16 protein-coding genes are annotated in these 16,937 nt (G+C 56.1%); 5 read left to right on the top strand and 11 right to left on the bottom strand.

All coding sequences use genetic code 11. The features are described 5' to 3' along the window. Positions 1–42 precede the first annotated feature (42 nt). Both fadB and fadA read left to right on the top strand, forming a co-directional pair. Complete coding sequence (gene fadB, locus ACMGG5_RS04870; RefSeq protein WP_248273429.1) at positions 43–2,232, top strand: fatty acid oxidation complex subunit alpha FadB; 2,190 nt, start codon at positions 43–45, stop codon at positions 2,230–2,232. 9 nt (positions 2,233–2,241) lie between these two features. After that, on the top strand, positions 2,242–3,405 hold the full coding sequence (gene fadA / locus ACMGG5_RS04875; RefSeq protein ID WP_008501515.1) for an acetyl-CoA C-acyltransferase FadA: 1,164 nt from the start codon (positions 2,242–2,244) through the stop codon (positions 3,403–3,405). Positions 3,406–3,566: 161 nt separating this feature from the next. Here fadA and fre read toward each other — a convergent pair whose 3' ends face one another. After that, entirely contained in the window at positions 3,567–4,268 is a 702-nt protein-coding gene (fre, locus tag ACMGG5_RS04880; RefSeq protein WP_008501516.1) for an NAD(P)H-flavin reductase, read from the bottom strand. A gap of 42 nt (positions 4,269–4,310) precedes the next feature. Continuing rightward, the gene (ubiD, locus tag ACMGG5_RS04885) at positions 4,311–5,801 is read right to left on the bottom strand and encodes a 4-hydroxy-3-polyprenylbenzoate decarboxylase (RefSeq protein WP_161798590.1); all 1,491 of its coding nucleotides are present in this window, start codon (positions 5,799–5,801) and stop codon (positions 4,311–4,313) included. A gap of 173 nt (positions 5,802–5,974) precedes the next feature. Between ubiD and rfaH the strand changes: the two genes are divergently transcribed. After that, positions 5,975–6,466 (top strand): transcription/translation regulatory transformer protein RfaH, encoded by a 492-nt coding sequence (gene rfaH / locus ACMGG5_RS04890; protein ID WP_023309605.1) that lies wholly within the window; start codon positions 5,975–5,977, stop codon positions 6,464–6,466. Here the strand turns inward: rfaH and tatD are convergent. From tatD to udp, 9 genes are all read right to left on the bottom strand, one after another. Continuing rightward, positions 6,463–7,245, bottom strand: coding sequence for a 3'-5' ssDNA/RNA exonuclease TatD (gene tatD, locus ACMGG5_RS04895; protein WP_420277572.1), 783 nt, complete (start codon positions 7,243–7,245; stop codon positions 6,463–6,465). The genes rfaH and tatD overlap by 4 nt on opposite strands. A 41-nt stretch (positions 7,246–7,286) precedes the next feature. Beyond that, complete coding sequence (gene tatC / locus ACMGG5_RS04900; RefSeq protein WP_032646063.1) at positions 7,287–8,057, bottom strand: Sec-independent protein translocase subunit TatC; 771 nt, start codon at positions 8,055–8,057, stop codon at positions 7,287–7,289. Between the two features lie 2 nt (positions 8,058–8,059). Further along, positions 8,060–8,602, bottom strand: coding sequence for a Sec-independent protein translocase protein TatB (gene tatB / locus ACMGG5_RS04905; RefSeq protein WP_024908001.1), 543 nt, complete (start codon positions 8,600–8,602; stop codon positions 8,060–8,062). Positions 8,603–8,605: 3 nt separating this feature from the next. After that, the gene (gene tatA / locus ACMGG5_RS04910; RefSeq protein ID WP_024908000.1) at positions 8,606–8,860 is read right to left on the bottom strand and encodes a Sec-independent protein translocase subunit TatA; all 255 of its coding nucleotides are present in this window, start codon (positions 8,858–8,860) and stop codon (positions 8,606–8,608) included. A 76-nt stretch (positions 8,861–8,936) separates the two neighbouring features. Next, entirely contained in the window at positions 8,937–10,577 is a 1,641-nt protein-coding gene (gene ubiB, locus ACMGG5_RS04915) for a ubiquinone biosynthesis regulatory protein kinase UbiB (RefSeq protein WP_024907999.1), read from the bottom strand. Continuing rightward, a complete protein-coding gene (gene ubiJ / locus ACMGG5_RS04920; protein ID WP_048992393.1) occupies positions 10,574–11,179 on the bottom strand; it encodes a ubiquinone biosynthesis protein UbiJ in 606 nt (201 codons plus the stop codon). The genes ubiB and ubiJ overlap by 4 nt, the downstream gene beginning before the upstream one ends. 13 nt (positions 11,180–11,192) lie before the next feature. After that, positions 11,193–11,948: a bifunctional demethylmenaquinone methyltransferase/2-methoxy-6-polyprenyl-1,4-benzoquinol methylase UbiE gene (ubiE, locus tag ACMGG5_RS04925; RefSeq protein WP_023309612.1), complete on the bottom strand. Its 756-nt coding sequence runs from the start codon at positions 11,946–11,948 to the stop codon at positions 11,193–11,195. Between the two features lie 66 nt (positions 11,949–12,014). Continuing rightward, positions 12,015–13,472, bottom strand: a complete 1,458-nt coding sequence (gene rmuC / locus ACMGG5_RS04930; protein WP_420277573.1) for a DNA recombination protein RmuC — start codon at positions 13,470–13,472, stop codon at positions 12,015–12,017. 139 nt (positions 13,473–13,611) lie between these two features. Next, positions 13,612–14,373 (bottom strand): uridine phosphorylase, encoded by a 762-nt coding sequence (gene udp, locus ACMGG5_RS04935; protein ID WP_003860792.1) that lies wholly within the window; start codon positions 14,371–14,373, stop codon positions 13,612–13,614. 255 nt (positions 14,374–14,628) lie between these two features. Here udp and ACMGG5_RS04940 point away from each other — a divergent pair, with 255 nt between their 5' ends. Next, positions 14,629–15,435, top strand: a complete 807-nt coding sequence (locus tag ACMGG5_RS04940; protein ID WP_024907996.1) for a dienelactone hydrolase family protein — start codon at positions 14,629–14,631, stop codon at positions 15,433–15,435. A 38-nt stretch (positions 15,436–15,473) separates the two neighbouring features. Next, positions 15,474–16,937, top strand: coding sequence for a glycoside hydrolase family 1 protein (locus ACMGG5_RS04945; protein WP_420277574.1), 1,464 nt, complete (start codon positions 15,474–15,476; stop codon positions 16,935–16,937).

Genomic DNA, 16,937 nt, shown 5'->3' on the forward strand with positions numbered 1-16,937 from the left:
TCTGGTATGACCAGATCCAATTGCTGGATTCAGGAGACTGACATGCTCTACAAAGGCGACACCCTGTACCTCAACTGGCTGGAAGATGGCATTGCCGAACTGGTGTTCGATGCCCCCGGCTCAGTGAACAAGCTTGATACCGCGACGGTGGCCAGTCTTGGCCAGGCGCTGGATGTTCTTGAAAAACAACCTGAATTAAAAGGGCTGCTGCTGCGTTCGAACAAAGCGGCCTTTATCGTCGGTGCCGATATCACCGAGTTCCTTTCGCTGTTCCTGGTCCCGGAAGAACAGCTGAGCCAGTGGCTGCACTTTGCCAACAGCGTCTTTAATCGTCTGGAAGATCTGCCTGTCCCGACCATTTCCGCCGTTAACGGCTATGCACTGGGCGGCGGCTGCGAGTGCGTGCTGGCGACAGACTATCGCCTGGCGACACCGGACCTGCGCATCGGCCTGCCGGAAACCAAGCTGGGCATCATGCCGGGCTTTGGCGGCTCCGTCCGTATGCCGCGCATGCTGGGTGCCGACAGCGCGCTGGAGATCATTGCCGCGGGTAAAGATGTCGGCGCAGAACAGGCACAGAAAATCGGCCTGGTCGACGGCGTTGTGAAACCTGAGAAGCTGGTTGAAGGTGCTGTCGCCATTCTGCGTCAGGCGATTAACGGCGATCTCGACTGGAAAGCCAAACGCCAGCCGAAGCTGGAACCGTTAAAACTCAGCAAGATTGAAGCCACCATGAGCTTCACCATCGCCAAAGGCATGGTGATGCAGACGGCGGGTAAACACTACCCGGCGCCAATCACGGCGGTGAAAACCATTGAAGCGGCTGCCCGTCTCGGACGCGATGACGCGCTGAAGCTCGAAAATCAGAGCTTTGTCCCGCTGGCGCACACCAATGAAGCCCGCGCGCTGGTCGGTATCTTCCTTAACGATCAGTTCGTGAAAGGCAAAGCCAAACAGCTGACCAAAAACGTTGAGACGCCAAAACATGCGGCGGTACTCGGCGCGGGCATTATGGGTGGCGGCATCGCTTACCAGTCGGCCTGGAAAGGCGTGCCGGTAGTGATGAAAGACATCAGCGAGAAATCCCTGACGCTGGGCATGACCGAAGCGGCCAAGCTGCTGAATAAACAACTGGAACGCGGAAAAATTGACGGGCTGAAGCTTGCAGGCGTTATCTCCACCATTCAGCCCGTGCTGGAATACAGCGGTTTCGACCGTGTCGACGTGGTGGTCGAAGCCGTCGTCGAGAACCCGAAGGTTAAAAAAGCGGTGCTGGCGGAAACGGAAGACAAGGTTCGTCCTGAGACCGTGCTGGCCTCTAACACCTCCACTATTCCAATCAGCGAACTGGCGAGCGTGCTGAAGCGTCCGGAAAACTTCTGCGGGATGCACTTCTTCAACCCGGTACACCGTATGCCGCTGGTCGAAGTGATCCGTGGGGAAAAAACCTCTGACGAAACCATCGCTAAAGTGGTGGCATGGGCAAGCAAGATGGGCAAAACGCCGATCGTCGTTAACGACTGTCCGGGCTTCTTCGTCAACCGCGTGCTGTTCCCTTACTTCGCCGGTTTCAGCCAGCTGCTGCGCGACGGAGCGGACTTCCGCAAAATCGACAAAGTGATGGAAAAACAGTTCGGCTGGCCGATGGGCCCGGCGTATCTGCTGGACGTGGTCGGCATTGATACCGCCCACCACGCCCAGGCGGTAATGGCGGCAGGCTTCCCGCAGCGTATGCAGAAAGATTATCGCGACGCGATTGACGCGCTGTTCGACGCTAACCGCTTCGGTCAGAAAAACGGCCTGGGCTTCTGGCGCTATAAAGAAGACAGCAAGGGCAAACCGAAGAAAGAAGAAGACGCCGCGGTGGATGGCCTGCTGGCCGACGTATGCCCGCCGAAACGCGACTTCACCGACGATGAGATCATCGCCCGCATGATGATTCCGATGATCAACGAAGTGGTGCGTTGCCTCGAAGAAGGCATCATCGCCAGCCCGGCAGAAGCCGATATGGCGCTGGTATACGGCCTGGGCTTCCCTCCGTTCCACGGCGGCGCGTTCCGCTGGCTGGACACGCTCGGCAGCGCCCGCTATCTCGATATGGCTCAGCAGTATCAGCACCTCGGCCCGCTTTATGAGGTGCCGGAAGGGCTGCGTAACAAAGCGCGCCATAACGAACCCTACTATCCAGCAGTTGAGCCAGCCCGTCCGGTTGGCGAACTGAAAACGGCTTAAGGAGTCACAATGGAAAAGGTTGTCATTGTTGATGCGATTCGCACCCCGATGGGCCGTTCAAAAGGCGGTGCATTCCGTAACGTGCGTGCGGAAGACCTCTCCGCGCATCTGATGCGTAGCCTGCTGGCGCGTAACCCGGCGCTGGATCCTGCTGCGCTGGACGATATCTACTGGGGCTGCGTGCAGCAGACCCTGGAGCAAGGTTTCAATATCGCCCGTAACGCGTCGCTGCTGGCGGAGATCCCGCATTCGGTTCCGGCCGTCACCGTGAACCGCCTGTGCGGTTCGTCAATGCAGGCGCTGCACGACGCGGCGCGCATGATCATGACCGGCGATGCGCAGGCCTGTCTGGTGGGCGGCGTTGAGCACATGGGCCATGTGCCGATGAGCCACGGGGTCGATTTCCACCCGGGGATGAGCCGTAACGTGGCGAAAGCCGCGGGGATGATGGGTCTGACCGCCGAGATGCTTTCTCGTCTGCACGGCATCAGCCGTGAAATGCAGGATGCCTTTGCCGCGCGCTCTCACGCTCGCGCATGGGCGGCGACACAGTCCGGTGCCTTTAAGAATGAGATCATCCCGACCGGCGGTCACGACGCAGACGGTGTACTGAAGCAGTTCAGCTACGACGAAGTCATCCGCCCGGAAACCACGGTCGAAGCGCTGTCTACCCTGCGCCCGGCGTTTGATCCGGTCACCGGTACGGTCACGGCGGGAACGTCGTCCGCCCTGTCCGACGGTGCCGCGGCGATGCTGGTGATGAGCGAAAGCCGTGCCCGCGAGCTGGGCTTAACCCCTCGCGCTCGGGTACGTTCGATGGCGGTCGTGGGCTGCGATCCGTCAATCATGGGCTACGGCCCGGTTCCGGCCTCGAAGCTGGCGCTGAAAAAAGCGGGATTAACCGCCAGCGACATCGATCTGTTTGAGATGAATGAAGCCTTCGCCGCACAGATCCTGCCGTGCATTAAAGATCTGGGGCTGATGGAGCAGATCGACGAGAAGATTAACCTCAACGGCGGCGCGATCGCCCTCGGTCACCCGCTGGGCTGCTCCGGTGCGCGCATCAGCACGACGCTGATCAACCTGATGGAACGCAAAGATGCCCAGTTTGGTCTGGCAACGATGTGTATCGGGCTGGGTCAGGGTATCGCGACGGTGTTTGAGAGAGTGTAGGTCTAATACGTAGGCCCGATAAGCATCGCGCCATCGGGCTTTTGCCGGGAGGCGCTGCGCTTTCCCGGCCTACGAGAGGTACCTCGCCGCCAGTGGCGTCACTGGCGAAGAGAGAGAGTTTAGTTGCCGTTCTTCCCGCCTGTCAGGGGCGGGTTTTTTATTTAAATGAAGGCAAACGCATCGCCAAACAGGCGGTCTTCACGCGCATCACGTTCGTTACAGAACAGATCGCGGGCGATTTTCGCCATCTCGAAACGGCCAGCGATATAGATATCGTGCCCAGCCAGCGTACCGTGATCCTGCAGCACCGCCGTCAGCACCGTACCGCTACGCCCGCGCCAGCCCTCTTCCGGCTGCTCAACCACCGGCTCAATGCGCAGGTTAGGATGGGTGACGCTCAGCGCTTCCAGTTCAGACAGATCGTACAGATGTTTCTCTTCGCGGCCACCCCAGTAAATGGTGATGTCACGGTCCGGGTTACGCGCCAGTGCGGTCAACAGAATGGAGCGCACGTAGGAGAAGCCTGTACCACCAGCAATCAGGATCAGGGGACGATCTTCGTCATCGCGCAGCCACGCATCACCGTGCGGAATATCCACTACGATCTCGCGCTCTTTCAGAATGCGGTCCATGACGGCCATCGCATACAGGTTAAGCTCTGACGCACCGATATGAAGCTCAATAAATTCCTGCTCCGCTGGCGTGGAGGCCATAGAGAAAGGACGCTTATCACGCTCATCCATCACAACCATCAGGTACTGACCCGCGCGGAAAGAGAATGGCGCTTCTGGCACTAAACGGACGCGATATACGGTGTCGGTGATGGCATCTACCGAGGTCACTTTACAGCTTAAGGTTGTCATTCGCTCTCTCTGTCGGGAAGTCTATAGGGCTTAACGGTCAGCTCAGGGTTTACCGTTATTCATTATGGCCAGCTCGTCCCAGATCGCGTCAATGCGCGCGGTCACAGCAGGATCTTTTTTGATCGGGCGACCCCATTCACGGTCGGTTTCGCCAGGCCATTTATTTGTGGCATCCAGTCCCATCTTTGAGCCAAGACCGGAAACCGGCGAGGCAAAATCCAGATAATCAATCGGCGTGTTTTCGACTAACACCGTATCGCGCGCCGGGTCCATTCGCGTGGTAATGGCCCAGATTACGTCATTCCAGTCGCGGGCGTTAACGTCATCATCGCAGACAATAACAAATTTGGTATACATAAACTGGCGCAGGAAAGACCATACGCCCATCATCACGCGTTTAGCATGACCAGGATACTGCTTCTTCATCGTGACCACCGCCATGCGATACGAGCATCCTTCAGGCGGCAGATAAAAATCAACTATTTCCGGGAACTGCTTTTGCAGGATCGGCACAAACACTTCATTCAGCGCCACGCCCAGCACCGCCGGTTCGTCCGGTGGACGTCCAGTATACGTGGAGTGATAAATCGCATCTTCACGCTGCGTAATGTGCGTCACGGTAAACACCGGGAAGTTATCCACTTCATTGTAATAGCCGGTGTGGTCGCCGTAAGGGCCTTCTGGCGCCATTTCACCCTGCTCAAGGTAACCCTCCAGCACAATTTCTGCACTGGCCGGAACTTCGAGATCGTTAGAGATACACTTCACGACTTCGGTTTTCGTTCCGCGCAGCAGGCCTGCAAACGCATATTCAGAAAGGGTATCCGGCACGGGGGTGACGGCTCCCAGAATGGTGGCCGGATCGGCGCCTAAAGCGACAGACACCGGGAAACGCTCCCCCGGATGCGCAGCGCACCACTCCTGGAAATCCAGCGCGCCGCCGCGATGCGACAGCCAGCGCATGATGAGTTTATTCTTGCCAATCAATTGCTGGCGGTAAATACCGAGGTTTTGCCGCTCTTTGTGCGGGCCGCGCGTAACGGTCAGCCCCCAGGTTATCAGCGGCGCAGCATCTTCCGGCCAGCACTGCATGACAGGGATTTTGGTCAGATCAACCGCATCGCCTTCCAGCACCTTCTGCTGGCACGGCGCGCCGCGCAAGCGTTTGGTGGGCATGTTCAGCACCTGCTTAAACTGCGGCAGTTTGTCGAACAGATCGCGAAAGCCTTTCGGTGGCTCCGGCTCTTTCAGAAACGCCAGCAGCTTACCGACTTCACGCAGCGCCGTGACGTCCTCCTGACCCATCCCCAGTGCAACACGACGCGGTGTACCAAACAGGTTGCACAGTACCGGCATGGAGTACCCTTTCGGATTTTCAAACAGTAACGCGGGGCCACCGGCACGCAGGGTGCGGTCAGCAATTTCTGTCATCTCCAGATAAGGATCAACAGGAAGTGTAATACGTTTGAGTTCACCCTGCTTTTCCAGCAGCGTCAGGAAGTCGCGGAGATCGTGGTATTTCATGCAGTTAATCATGGCCTCTCTGTAAGCGCTTCATTATACGGCGTAAGCCTGCTTGATGCTGTAATTTTGTTAAATTAGCGTGAAGTTATGCGTTCTGTCCCATTTTCGCCCATTATAATCAACTTAGCGATCCCGCCAGGGTTTTGATATGCTTGCGCCCCGAACTAAGGGAAAGAGTGATTATGCAGGCCTGGTATTTACTGTATTGCAAACGCGGGCAACTTCAGCGCGCGCAGGAACATCTTGAACGTCAGTCTGTAAATTGCCTGACACCCGTGATCACGCTTGAAAAAATGCAGCGCGGGAAGCGCACAACCGTCAGTGAGCCGTTGTTCCCGAACTACCTGTTCGTGGAGTTCGACCCGGAAGTCATCCACACCACCACCATCAGCGCCACGCGTGGCGTCAGCCACTTCGTTCGTTTTGGTGCTCACCCGGCAACGGTTCCGTCGACGGTCATTCATCAGCTGTCGATTTATCAACAGCCTGAAGGGATCACCGACCCCGAAACCCCTTACACGGGCGATAGCGTCGTAATTACCGAAGGCGCTTTCGAAGGCCTGCAGGCGATTTTTGCCGAGCCGGACGGGGAAGCGCGCTCTATGCTGTTGCTCAATCTGCTGAACAAGCAGGTGCTGCAGAGCGTTAAAAATACCGACTTCCGCAAACTTTAAACGTTTATCCCGAACAGATTACGCGCGTTGTTATCCGTCTGCGCTGAAAGCCAGTGCGGATCCTCTCCGCGCCACTTCGCAACGCTCTCAACAATGTGCCCCAGATACGCGGGCTCATTTCGCCGCGATGCCGGTTTGGGTTTCATATCGCGCGGTAGCAGATAGGGCGCATCGGTTTCAAGGAGCAACCGGTCAGCCGGGATCGCTGGCAACAGCTCCCGAAGTTCGAGCCCGCGACGCTCATCGCAAACCCAGCCAGTAACACCCAGATAAAGCCCTCGCTTCAGGCAATCCAGCGCTTCCTGTCGTGAACCGGTAAAGCAGTGGAGTACCGCGCCGGGCAGTTTCTCCAGCCACGGATCCAGAAGTGCCAGGAAACGCTCATGCGCGTCGCGGCAGTGCATAAATACGGGCATTCCAAGCTCTGCCGCCAGCGCAAGCTGGGCAGTGAATGCTTTTTCCTGCTCTTCAGGCGTGGAAAAGTTACGGTTGAAATCGAGACCGCATTCGCCGATCGCTACCACTTCTGTCGTCTTCGCCAGCCTGTACAGGGTGTCGCCACTTTCCGGGGTCCACTGGCTACTGTCGTGAGGATGTACACCAGCAGTAGACCAACAGCGATCGTAGCGTTGCGCCAGCTGCTGCGCCTGCTCGCTCTCATGCAGGTTAGTGCCTGTCAGCAGCAGCCCTTTCACCCCGGCAGCAAACGCACGCGCAACTACCTCATCACGATCTTTCGCAAACTGCGAGCTGGTCAGATTGAGTCCGATATCAAACATGCAAATCCCCATATAACAACCGCCCTGACGGGCGGCTGGTTTTACTCTTCAGTGGTCTTGTCGGACGTATCGTCTTCGTCATCCGCTCGACGTCCTTTACCCACGTAGAAACGCGAGAAGAAGACGCCAACCTCAAACAGACAGTACATCGGTATGGCCAGCAGCGTCTGCGAGAACACATCCGGCGGTGTCAGCAGCATGCCGACCACAAAGGCGCCCACCAGGATATACGGACGCTTCTTACGCAGGTCATCCGGGGTTGTTACCCCTACCCAGCAAAGCAGCACAATGGCCACCGGCACTTCGAATGCCACGCCGAACGCCATAAAAAGCGCCATCACAAAGCTGAGGTAGCTGGCGATATCCGTCGACACCTGAACCCCTTCCGGCGCGGTATGCGTCAGGAAGCCGAAGGCCAGCGGGAAGACAACGAAATAGGCAAACGCCATGCCGATATAGAACAGCAGCGAGCTGGACACCAGCAGCGGGATCACCAGCTTGCGTTCATGCTTATACAGTGCTGGCGCCACAAACGCCCACACCTGATAAAGAATGACCGGCGCTGAGGCAATCAACGACACCCAGAAGGTCAGCTTGATGGGGGTAAAGAACGGAGAAGCAACGTCTGTTGCAATCATCGTTGCGCCCAGCGGCATCTGCTTAATCAGCGGTGCAGAGACCACCTGATAGATATCGTTGGCAAAATAGACCAGGCACAGGAATATGAGTAAAACCGCAATAATGCAGTTTAACAGGCGCTTACGCAGCTCAATGAGGTGCGCAATCAGCGGTTGAGTATCATCTACTGCCATGTTTACGCTTTATCACTCGACGAGGGGGATGATTCGGAAACGGACGCAGCGGGCTTCACTTCCGCCGTTTTTGCCACCGGCTCTTCCGGCTGCACCTGTTTTTTCACTTCGGTTTCCTGCGGCGTCTGTTCTGGCGCGGCAGCCTGATGTTCTGCGCTGGCAGGCGTTACGCCCTCGCGCTGCTCCTCGCTGCCCTTCACCACCGGGTTATGGATGGTGTTCGCTTCATCGCTCGCTTTTTCAGGATCGTTAACGCTGTAGGAGCGCTTCATGGATTCCGCCGCTTCGCGCAGCTCATCCATTGACGCTTTCAGTTCCGGCGTCAGGTTATCCATGCTCGCCTTCTCAACCTTTTTCAGGCTTTCCTGAAATTCCTGCAGCTTAAGCTCCTGCGCCAGCTCATTCTGAACGGTCGATGCCAGCGATCTCAGCGCACGAACCCAGCCCGCAACGGTCTTCACCGCCACCGGCAGACGCTGCGGCCCCAGCACAATCAGGCCAATCACAAAGACCAGCAGGAGCTCACTAAAACCAATGTCGAACACGACTTACACCTGCTCTTTATCGTGGCGTTTAGCGTCTTCCTTTTTGGCTTCTTCCTGCTTATCGGCGATGGACTTAGCAGTAAAATCAGCGTCCTGGCTGGTTTTATCCTGCTTGCTCTCATCATCGCTCATCGCTTTCTTGAAGCCTTTGATAGACGCGCCCAGGTCGGAACCAATAGAACCGAGCTTTTTGGTGCCAAACAGCAGCACGACGATGACGGCAATGATCAACAATTGCCAGATACTGATACCACCCATACATGTTCCTCAGGGATAGATGATTAATTAGTCAGGTCGCATTATACGTATGCGACCCGTCGATAGCGACGCAAACTCAGCGCGTTTTTCGCCATCCGGCAAGCCAGACAACCACCCCGGCGGCCATCAGCCAGGCGGGCATCATCTGCCAGTCCGGACGGTTGATCAGCAGCAGCGTACCGCTCAGCAGCAGCGTTGCGCCAATCCCAAAGAGATAGCGTGACTGGCCCTGGCGAACCCGGCTGGACTGAAGCTCGCGGGCGATTTTATCCATGCTGTGCTGAAGGTTCTTGCTCTGACGCAAACTGTCATAAACCAGTTCAGGAATTTCCGGCATTTTTTCTATCCAGAACGGGCCTTTCTCTTTCAGCGAGCGCACCAGCGCCGGAATGCCAACCTGATCCTTAATCCAGGACTCAAGGAAAGGTTTCGCGGTCTTCCACAAGTCTAACTGAGGATAGAGCTGTCGGCCTACACCCTCAACGTAAAGTAATGTTTTCTGAAGTAAAACTAGCTGTGGCTGAACTTCCATATTAAAGCGGCGAGCCGTGTTGAACAGGTTTAACAGCACGTGCCCGAAGGAGATTTCCGCCAGCGGTTTTTCAAAAATCGGTTCACAAACGGTCCGGATCGCGAACTCGAACTCCTCGACGTTGGTGTCCGGCGGCACCCAGCCTGAATCGACGTGCAGCTCGGCCACCTTACGGTAGTCGCGGTTGAAGAACGCGATGAAGTTCTCAGCCAGATACCGTTTATCTTCCTTGTTCAGTGACCCCACAATCCCGCAGTCGATACCGATGTACTTCGGATCCTCAGGGTGTTCGTAGCTCACGAAGATATTGCCCGGATGCATGTCCGCATGGAAAAAGCTGTCGCGGAACACCTGGGTAAAGAAGACCTGTACCCCACGCTCGGCCAACAGCTTCATGTTCGTTCCCTGCTTCTCCAGGGCCACCACATCCGAAACCGGAATACCGTAGATACGCTCCATTACCATCATGTTCTGGCTGCAGTAGTCAGAATAGACTTCAGGAACATAGAGCATCGGGCTGTTTTCAAAGTTGCGACGCAGCTGAATGGCGTTTGCCGATTCGCGCAGCAGGTTAAGCTCATCAATCAGCGTTTTTTCATATTCCCGCACCACTTCCAGTGGACGAAGGCGACGCCCGTCCGGCAGCAAGCGTGGTACCCAGCGCGCCAGACGATAAATCAGCTTCATGTCTGCTTTGATGATGGGCAGGATGTCCGGACGAATGACCTTAATAACAACTTCTTTGCCGTTTTCTTTCAGACGTGCGGTATGCACCTGCGCGATAGAGGCCGATGCCAGTGGGTGAATGTCGAAATCGTCAAACCAGGTCTCGACGGGTACATTTCCCATCGCCTCTTCAATTTGCTTTTTCGCGCGCGCGCCGTCAAACGGTGCGACGCGGTCCTGCAGCATCGCGAGCTCATCGGCAATAAGCGGCGGGAAGAGATCGCGACGGGTCGACAACATCTGTCCGAATTTAATCCAAACCGGACCGAGCTCCTGCAGCGCCAGGCGAAGACGCTCACCCAGCGGCTGACCTTTATGGCGATTAGGCATCCAGAAGAGCATCCGCCGCCAGATACGAAGCGGCAGCGTGATACGCATTTTGGGGATAAGCTCGTCGAGCCCGTAGCTCAAAAAGGTGCGAATAATAAAATAGAGGCGCCGAATTTCACCAGGCGTCATTTGCCCTCCAGTTTTTCCAGCCGTTTGGTTAACGCATCAACCGCACGTTCAACAGCAGCGGTCTCTTCCGCAAACCATGCCACTTCCAGTGGACCGGGCGCCATTCGCCACTCCTCCGTCAGCACTTCCGCCGCATAGCGTTGCTGACGTTGCAGGCTTTTACGCGCAAAGGAGGTGCCACCCTGAAGGACTTTCCCGATACCTTCAGCGGCAATGTCGCCGATAAAGGGCGCGAGCAGTTCTGCCGGGTCGAACTCCGCCAGATCGGTGAGCGCAACGAAGTTCTGCACGACCTGAATGTCGCCTTCCACTTCCAGCTCACCGCTGCGGATAAGCGCCGTTAATTGCTGGCGATCACGCAGTTTTGGCAGCACGCTCATGTGCGTGATGACCGAGCAGTCGGCGTCACCTTCCCACGCCCCCAGAACGTCAAGCTGGCGTTCGCTGAAGACCAGTACAAGCGGCGTCGATAACTCTTTTAAAACAATGCGCAATACCTTCCCGTTTAGCCGCTGACGCGCAGCTTTCAGCGCCGGAGCGCGATACAGGAAAGCATTCAGTATATTCTCGATGCCTGCAGAGACTAAGGGTTTAAAGGGCACGGGACACCTCCACTCAGAATTTGTAACCGCGATGCAGCGCGACGACACCCGCCGTCAGGTTGAAATATTCAACGTTCTCAAATTCTGCATCCTGCATCATGGCTTTTAAGGTGTCCTGATCCGGGTGCATACGGATAGATTCCGCCAGATAGCGGTAACTTTCCGCATCATTCGCCACCAGCTCACCGATGCGCGGCAGCACGTGGAAGGAATAGGCGTCGTAGGCTTTGCTCAGCGGCTCAATGATCGGTTTCGAGAACTCGAGCACCAGCAGGCGTCCACCCGGTTTCAGCACGCGGTACATGGAGCGCAGCGCCTTTTCTTTATCGGTCACGTTACGCAGACCGAAGGAGATCGTGATGCAGTCAAAGGTATTGTCCGGGAACGGCAGCGCTTCGGCGTTTGCCTGAACATATTCCACATTCCCCACCACGCCGATGTTACGCAGCTTTTCGCGGCCCATTTTCAGCATGGAGTCATTAATATCGGCGAGGACAACGCGCCCGGTTTCGCCCACCAGGCGAGAGAATTTCGCGGTTAAATCGCCCGTACCGCCGGCTAAATCCAGCACCGTTTGTCCGCGACGCACGCCGCTACAGTCAATGGTGAAGCGCTTCCACAAGCGATGAATGCCGAACGACATCAGGTCATTCATTACATCGTACTTCGCCGCCACGGAATGAAATACGTGGGCCACCATGTCAGCTTTCTGCGCTTTGGCGACAGTCTGAAAGCCAAAGTGCGTTGTGTCTTGTGAATCGTCAGCCATCTCAGAGCCTGCTTATCAGTAAAATGTTCGTGAAGTGTAACAGATTGGGCGCGTTTGCCCTACGTTTCAACCACCGCGAAAGAAACGCGCTGGAGCCTCGTCTGGTGATAAATCCACCGCTAACGTATTGTCTTCACTGTTTGTCTTTTGTTCGTCCGCACCTTCTCGCAGGCGAAACTCGTCGTCCTGGGCGGTGGCCTGTTCCACCAATTCCGGATTAATCTCGCGTTTAACCTCTACCCCCAGGCTGCGGAATGATTCGGCCTGCGCCAGCAGATTGCCGCGTCCCGAGGTGAGTTTTTTCATCGCCTGGCGGTAGTTATCCTGCGCACGATCCAGGCTCTGCCCGACTGAGGACATGTCGTCCACGAAGAGGCGCATTTTGTCGTACAGCTTGCTGGCACGATCGGCAATCTGCTGCGCGTTGCGGCTCTGGTGCTCATAGCGCCACAGGTTCGCAATGGTACGTAACGCCACCAGCAACGTGGTAGGGCTGACCAGCATAATGTTATTTTTGAGCGCTTCGGTGATGAGTTCAGGCTGCCTGTCGAGTGCCAGCAGAAACGCGGGCTCTACCGGGATAAACATCAGTACATAGTCTAGCGATCGCAGGCCAGGCAGCTGCTGATAGTCTTTTCTGCCAAGCAGGCGAATATGATTGCGTACGGAGGCAATGTGCTCCTGCAGCGCCGATTCACGGGTGTAGTCGTCCTCCGCATTGAAGTAACGCTCATACGCCACCAAAGTCATCTTGGCGTCAATCACCACATCTTTACCCTGGGGCAGCCGCACGATCACATCCGGCTGCATTCGCGAGCGGGCATCATTTTCAATACTCACCTGCGTTTCGTATTCGTACCCTTCCCGAAGGCCTGAAGCTTCTAGGACGCGGGTCAGCACCACTTCTCCCCAGTTGCCCTGGGTTTTGTTATCCCCTTTCAGCGCACGGGTGAGGTTGACCGCCTCCTGCGCCATCTGGGCATTCAGCTGCTGGAGATTGCGAATTTCATGCGCCAGGGTATGCCGCTCGCGGGCTTCCTGACCAAAGCTGTCCTGTACCTGACGGCGGAAGCCGTCCAGCTGTTCACGCAGGGGCGTCAGCAGGCTGTTCAGGCTCTGGCGGTTCTGCTCGTCAACGCGGCGGTTGCTGTGCTCAAAAATGCGGTTCGCGAGGTTTTCAAACTGTTCGCTGAGGCGCTGCTCGCTGTTGATCATCTGGCGGATTTTATCTTCCGCATGCAGCTGAGTGGATTCCAGGCGGGTGGTCACTTCACGGAGATCGGCCTCCAGCGAGGTGTTGATATCACGGAGATTGCGCAGCTCGTTGTTGAGCAGTTCACACTCGTCGCGCCAGTGTTCACTCAGGGCAAGCTGCTGCCTGGCCGCGCTTAAATCGGCGACGATCTCTTCGCGTTCAGCCAGCTGATCGGCCTTCTGCTGCGCATGCTGATAGCTGGACATCAGCCAGCCTATCGCCACGCCCGCCAGCGCAATCACCGCATAAATCAGGATTGAGATATCCACATTGCCCCCTGCATCAACGTATTACCCGCACAAAATAGAATTGTGCTGTATAAACGTCCAGTTTGAAAGGGTTTTCCTGCGAGGCGCTACGCAAAAATAAAGGCCGAACGTGCCGGCCTTTGATTTCGAAAGGAGGGGACTAGATCAGGCGACGCGCGGCTTCGACCACGATTTTCACTGCATGGCTTTCGGTCTGCTTCATGGTTTCGGCGTTCGGGATCTCCTGCTGGGTACGGTTGACGATAACGCCCGCCACCATACCGGCACGCAGACCCTGGCTTGCGCACATGGTCAGCAGCGTGGCGGATTCCATTTCGTAGTTCATCACACCCATTGACTGCCACTCTTCCATGGAGCCTTTGAAGCGGCTTACCACGCGGCCAGAGAAGGTGTCGTAACGCTCCTGGCCCGGGTAGAAGGTGTCGGAAGAGGCGGTTACGCCCACGTGGGTGGTGGCACCCACAGATTTTGCGGCTTCAACCAGCGCGGTGGTGCACTCGAAATCCGCCACTGCCGGGAATTCCATCGGTGCAAAGTGCAGGCTTGCACCATCCAGACGGACGGACGCGGTCGTGACCAGCACGTCGCCGACGTTGATGTGCGGCTGGATAGCGCCGGTGGTACCGATACGCAGGAAAGTACGAATGCCCAGCTGCGCCAGCTCTTCAACAGCAATAGACGTAGACGGACCACCGATACCGGTAGAGCACACGATCACCGCTTTGCCATCCAGCTCTGCGCGCCAGGTGGTGAACTCACGATGGGCAGCCAGCTTGACCGGCTTATCCATCAGCGCGGCGATCTTTTCCACACGCTCAGGATCGCCAGGGACGATAGCGAGCGTAGCCCCTTGTAAATCGTTTTTAGTGAGGCCGAGATGAAAAACATCAGACTTAGACATAGGTGACTCCTCTGTGGGTCGGTTAGTCAGAAGAAGTAAAACGGTACTTTACAGAAGCAGTAAGCATAATTTCGTGACGCATCTAACCATGAATGAAAATGATTGCATTGAATTTCCACCAAAAAGTGATTTACATCACATTAACAAGTTATATCGTCAGGTGCTGCACAAAAGATAGACCGTTTAAGGCACTGTGAGTTGTTAACCTGGTGTCTATATTTACCTTTGCGCTAACTGATTGGTACGGAGAATGCCATGACTGAAAAAACCGGTTTTGCACCTGCTGCGGCCCCGCATGCTTCAACCATCGTCTCAACATCTGAAGACGCCATCACGGCGGGTGAGACCTCTATTCCCTCGCAGGGGGAGAATATGCCTGCTTATCACGCACGACCAAAATCGGCAGACGGCCCGCTGCCCATCGTGATTGTGATTCAGGAGATATTTGGTGTTCACGAACACATTCGCGACCTCTGCCGCCGGCTGGCGCTGGAAGGGTATCTGGCCGTTGCGCCAGAACTCTACTTCCGTCAGGGCGATCCGAACGACTACAGCGATATTCCCACCTTGCTCAGCAACCTGGTCAGCAAAGTCCCGGACGCGCAGGTGCTGGCCGATCTCGACCACGTCGCCAGCTGGGCGGCGCGCAACGGGGGCGATCCCCATCGTCTGCTGGTCACCGGTTTCTGCTGGGGCGGACGCATTAGCTGGCTGTATGCCGCGCATAACCCGCAACTCAAAGCCGCTGTCGCCTGGTACGGCAAACTGGTGGGTGAAAAAACGCTGAATTCACCGAAACATCCGGTTGATATCGCCACCGAGTTGAATGCTCCCGTGTTAGGGCTTTACGGTGGTCAGGACACCGGTATTTCGCTGGATTCGGTAGAAACCATGCGCCATGCGCTCCGCGCGGCAAATGCGAAGGCGGAGATTGTGGTTTACCCGGATGCCGGGCATGCGTTTAACGCCGACTATCGTCCGAGCTATCACGCTGAATCGGCGAAAGATGGATGGCAGCGGATGCTTACGTGGTTCCGTCAGTACGGTGGTAAAAAAGGGTAAGCCTTTCCCATCATCATGACGCATAAGGAGTGCGTGTTATGGACAATTCCCTCGCGTTTCAACACGGTTTTTTATGGGGCGGCGCGATTGCCGCCAACCAGGCCGAAGGCGCATGGAACGTGGACGGCAAAGGGCCGTCCGTTGCCGACGCTGTCGCCTGGAAACCCAACCTCTCCGTGAAAGATTACAGCGGCCACATGGCCCTGACGGACGAGAATATCCGCGACGCGTTTGAAGGTAAAAATGATGCGCTGTACCCGAAACGCCGCGGCATCGATTTTTATCACCACTATAAAGACGATGTCGCGCTGTTTGCTGAGATGGGTTTTAAGGTGCTGCGCGTATCCATTGCCTGGTCGCGTATTTTCCCGACCGGAGAGGACGCCGCGCCAAACGAGGCCGGGCTGCAGTTTTATGAAGAACTGTTCCGCGAGCTGCGTCGTCATAACATCGAGCCGCTGGTCACCCTTTCCCACTACGAAATGCCGCTGGCGCTGAGCGAAAAATATAACGGCTGGGTGCATCGTAATGTGGTCGATGCCTTCGTTCGCTTCAGCAATGTTTGTTTCGACCGCTACAAAGAGCTGGTGCGTTACTGGCTAACCTTCAATGAAATAGACAGTATTCACCGCCATCCCTTTACGACCGCGGGCATTCGCGAAGAGAAAAGCGCGCCGGGCTACGCGAAACAGGATATCTATCAGGGTCTGCACCATCAGTTTGTCGCATCTGCACTGGTCACCCGAGACTGCCACGCCAAAATTCCGGGCAGCCAGGTCGGGTGCATGCTGACGAAACTGACGACCTATCCGCACAGCTGCCGTCCGGAAGACGTTGAAGCCACGCTAAAGAAAAACCTGGAAAACTATTTTTATGCCGACGTGCAGGTATTTGGCGACTATCCGCCGCTTATCCTGCGCGATCTGGAACGACGAAATATCCATATTGAAATGCACCCTGACGATCGGCGTATTTTAAAGGCGTATACCGTCGATTTCATCTCCTTCAGCTATTACATGTCGATGACCGAATCCACTCAGCCTGACGCCGAACGCATTCCCGGGAATACCGTTCTCGGTGTGAAAAACCCGTATCTACCTGCGTCCGAATGGGGATGGCAGATTGATCCACTAGGGTTGAAAATCTCGCTGCTGGAGCTGTATGACCGTTACCGGAAACCGCTGTTTATCGTTGAAAACGGTCTGGGCGCGAAGGATGTGGTCGAAAACGGCAAGATCCACGATAGCTATCGCATTGACTATTTCCGCGCACACTTCGCGCAAACGCTGGCCGCGATTAATGAAGGCGTGGAGGTGATGGGGTTCACCACGTGGGGCTGTATCGACATCATTAGCGCGGGCACCTCGCAGATGTCCAAACGCTACGGTTTTATCTATGTCGATCAGGACGATGAAGGCAACGGTACGTTGAAACGGCTGAAAAAAGACTCCTTCTGGTGGTACCAAAAAGTGATTGCCAGCAACGGCGTTGATCTGAGCTAA

The sequence above is a fragment of the Enterobacter sp. BNK-34 genome, assembly GCF_048684445.1.
Taxonomy (GTDB): domain Bacteria; phylum Pseudomonadota; class Gammaproteobacteria; order Enterobacterales; family Enterobacteriaceae; genus Enterobacter; species Enterobacter pseudoroggenkampii.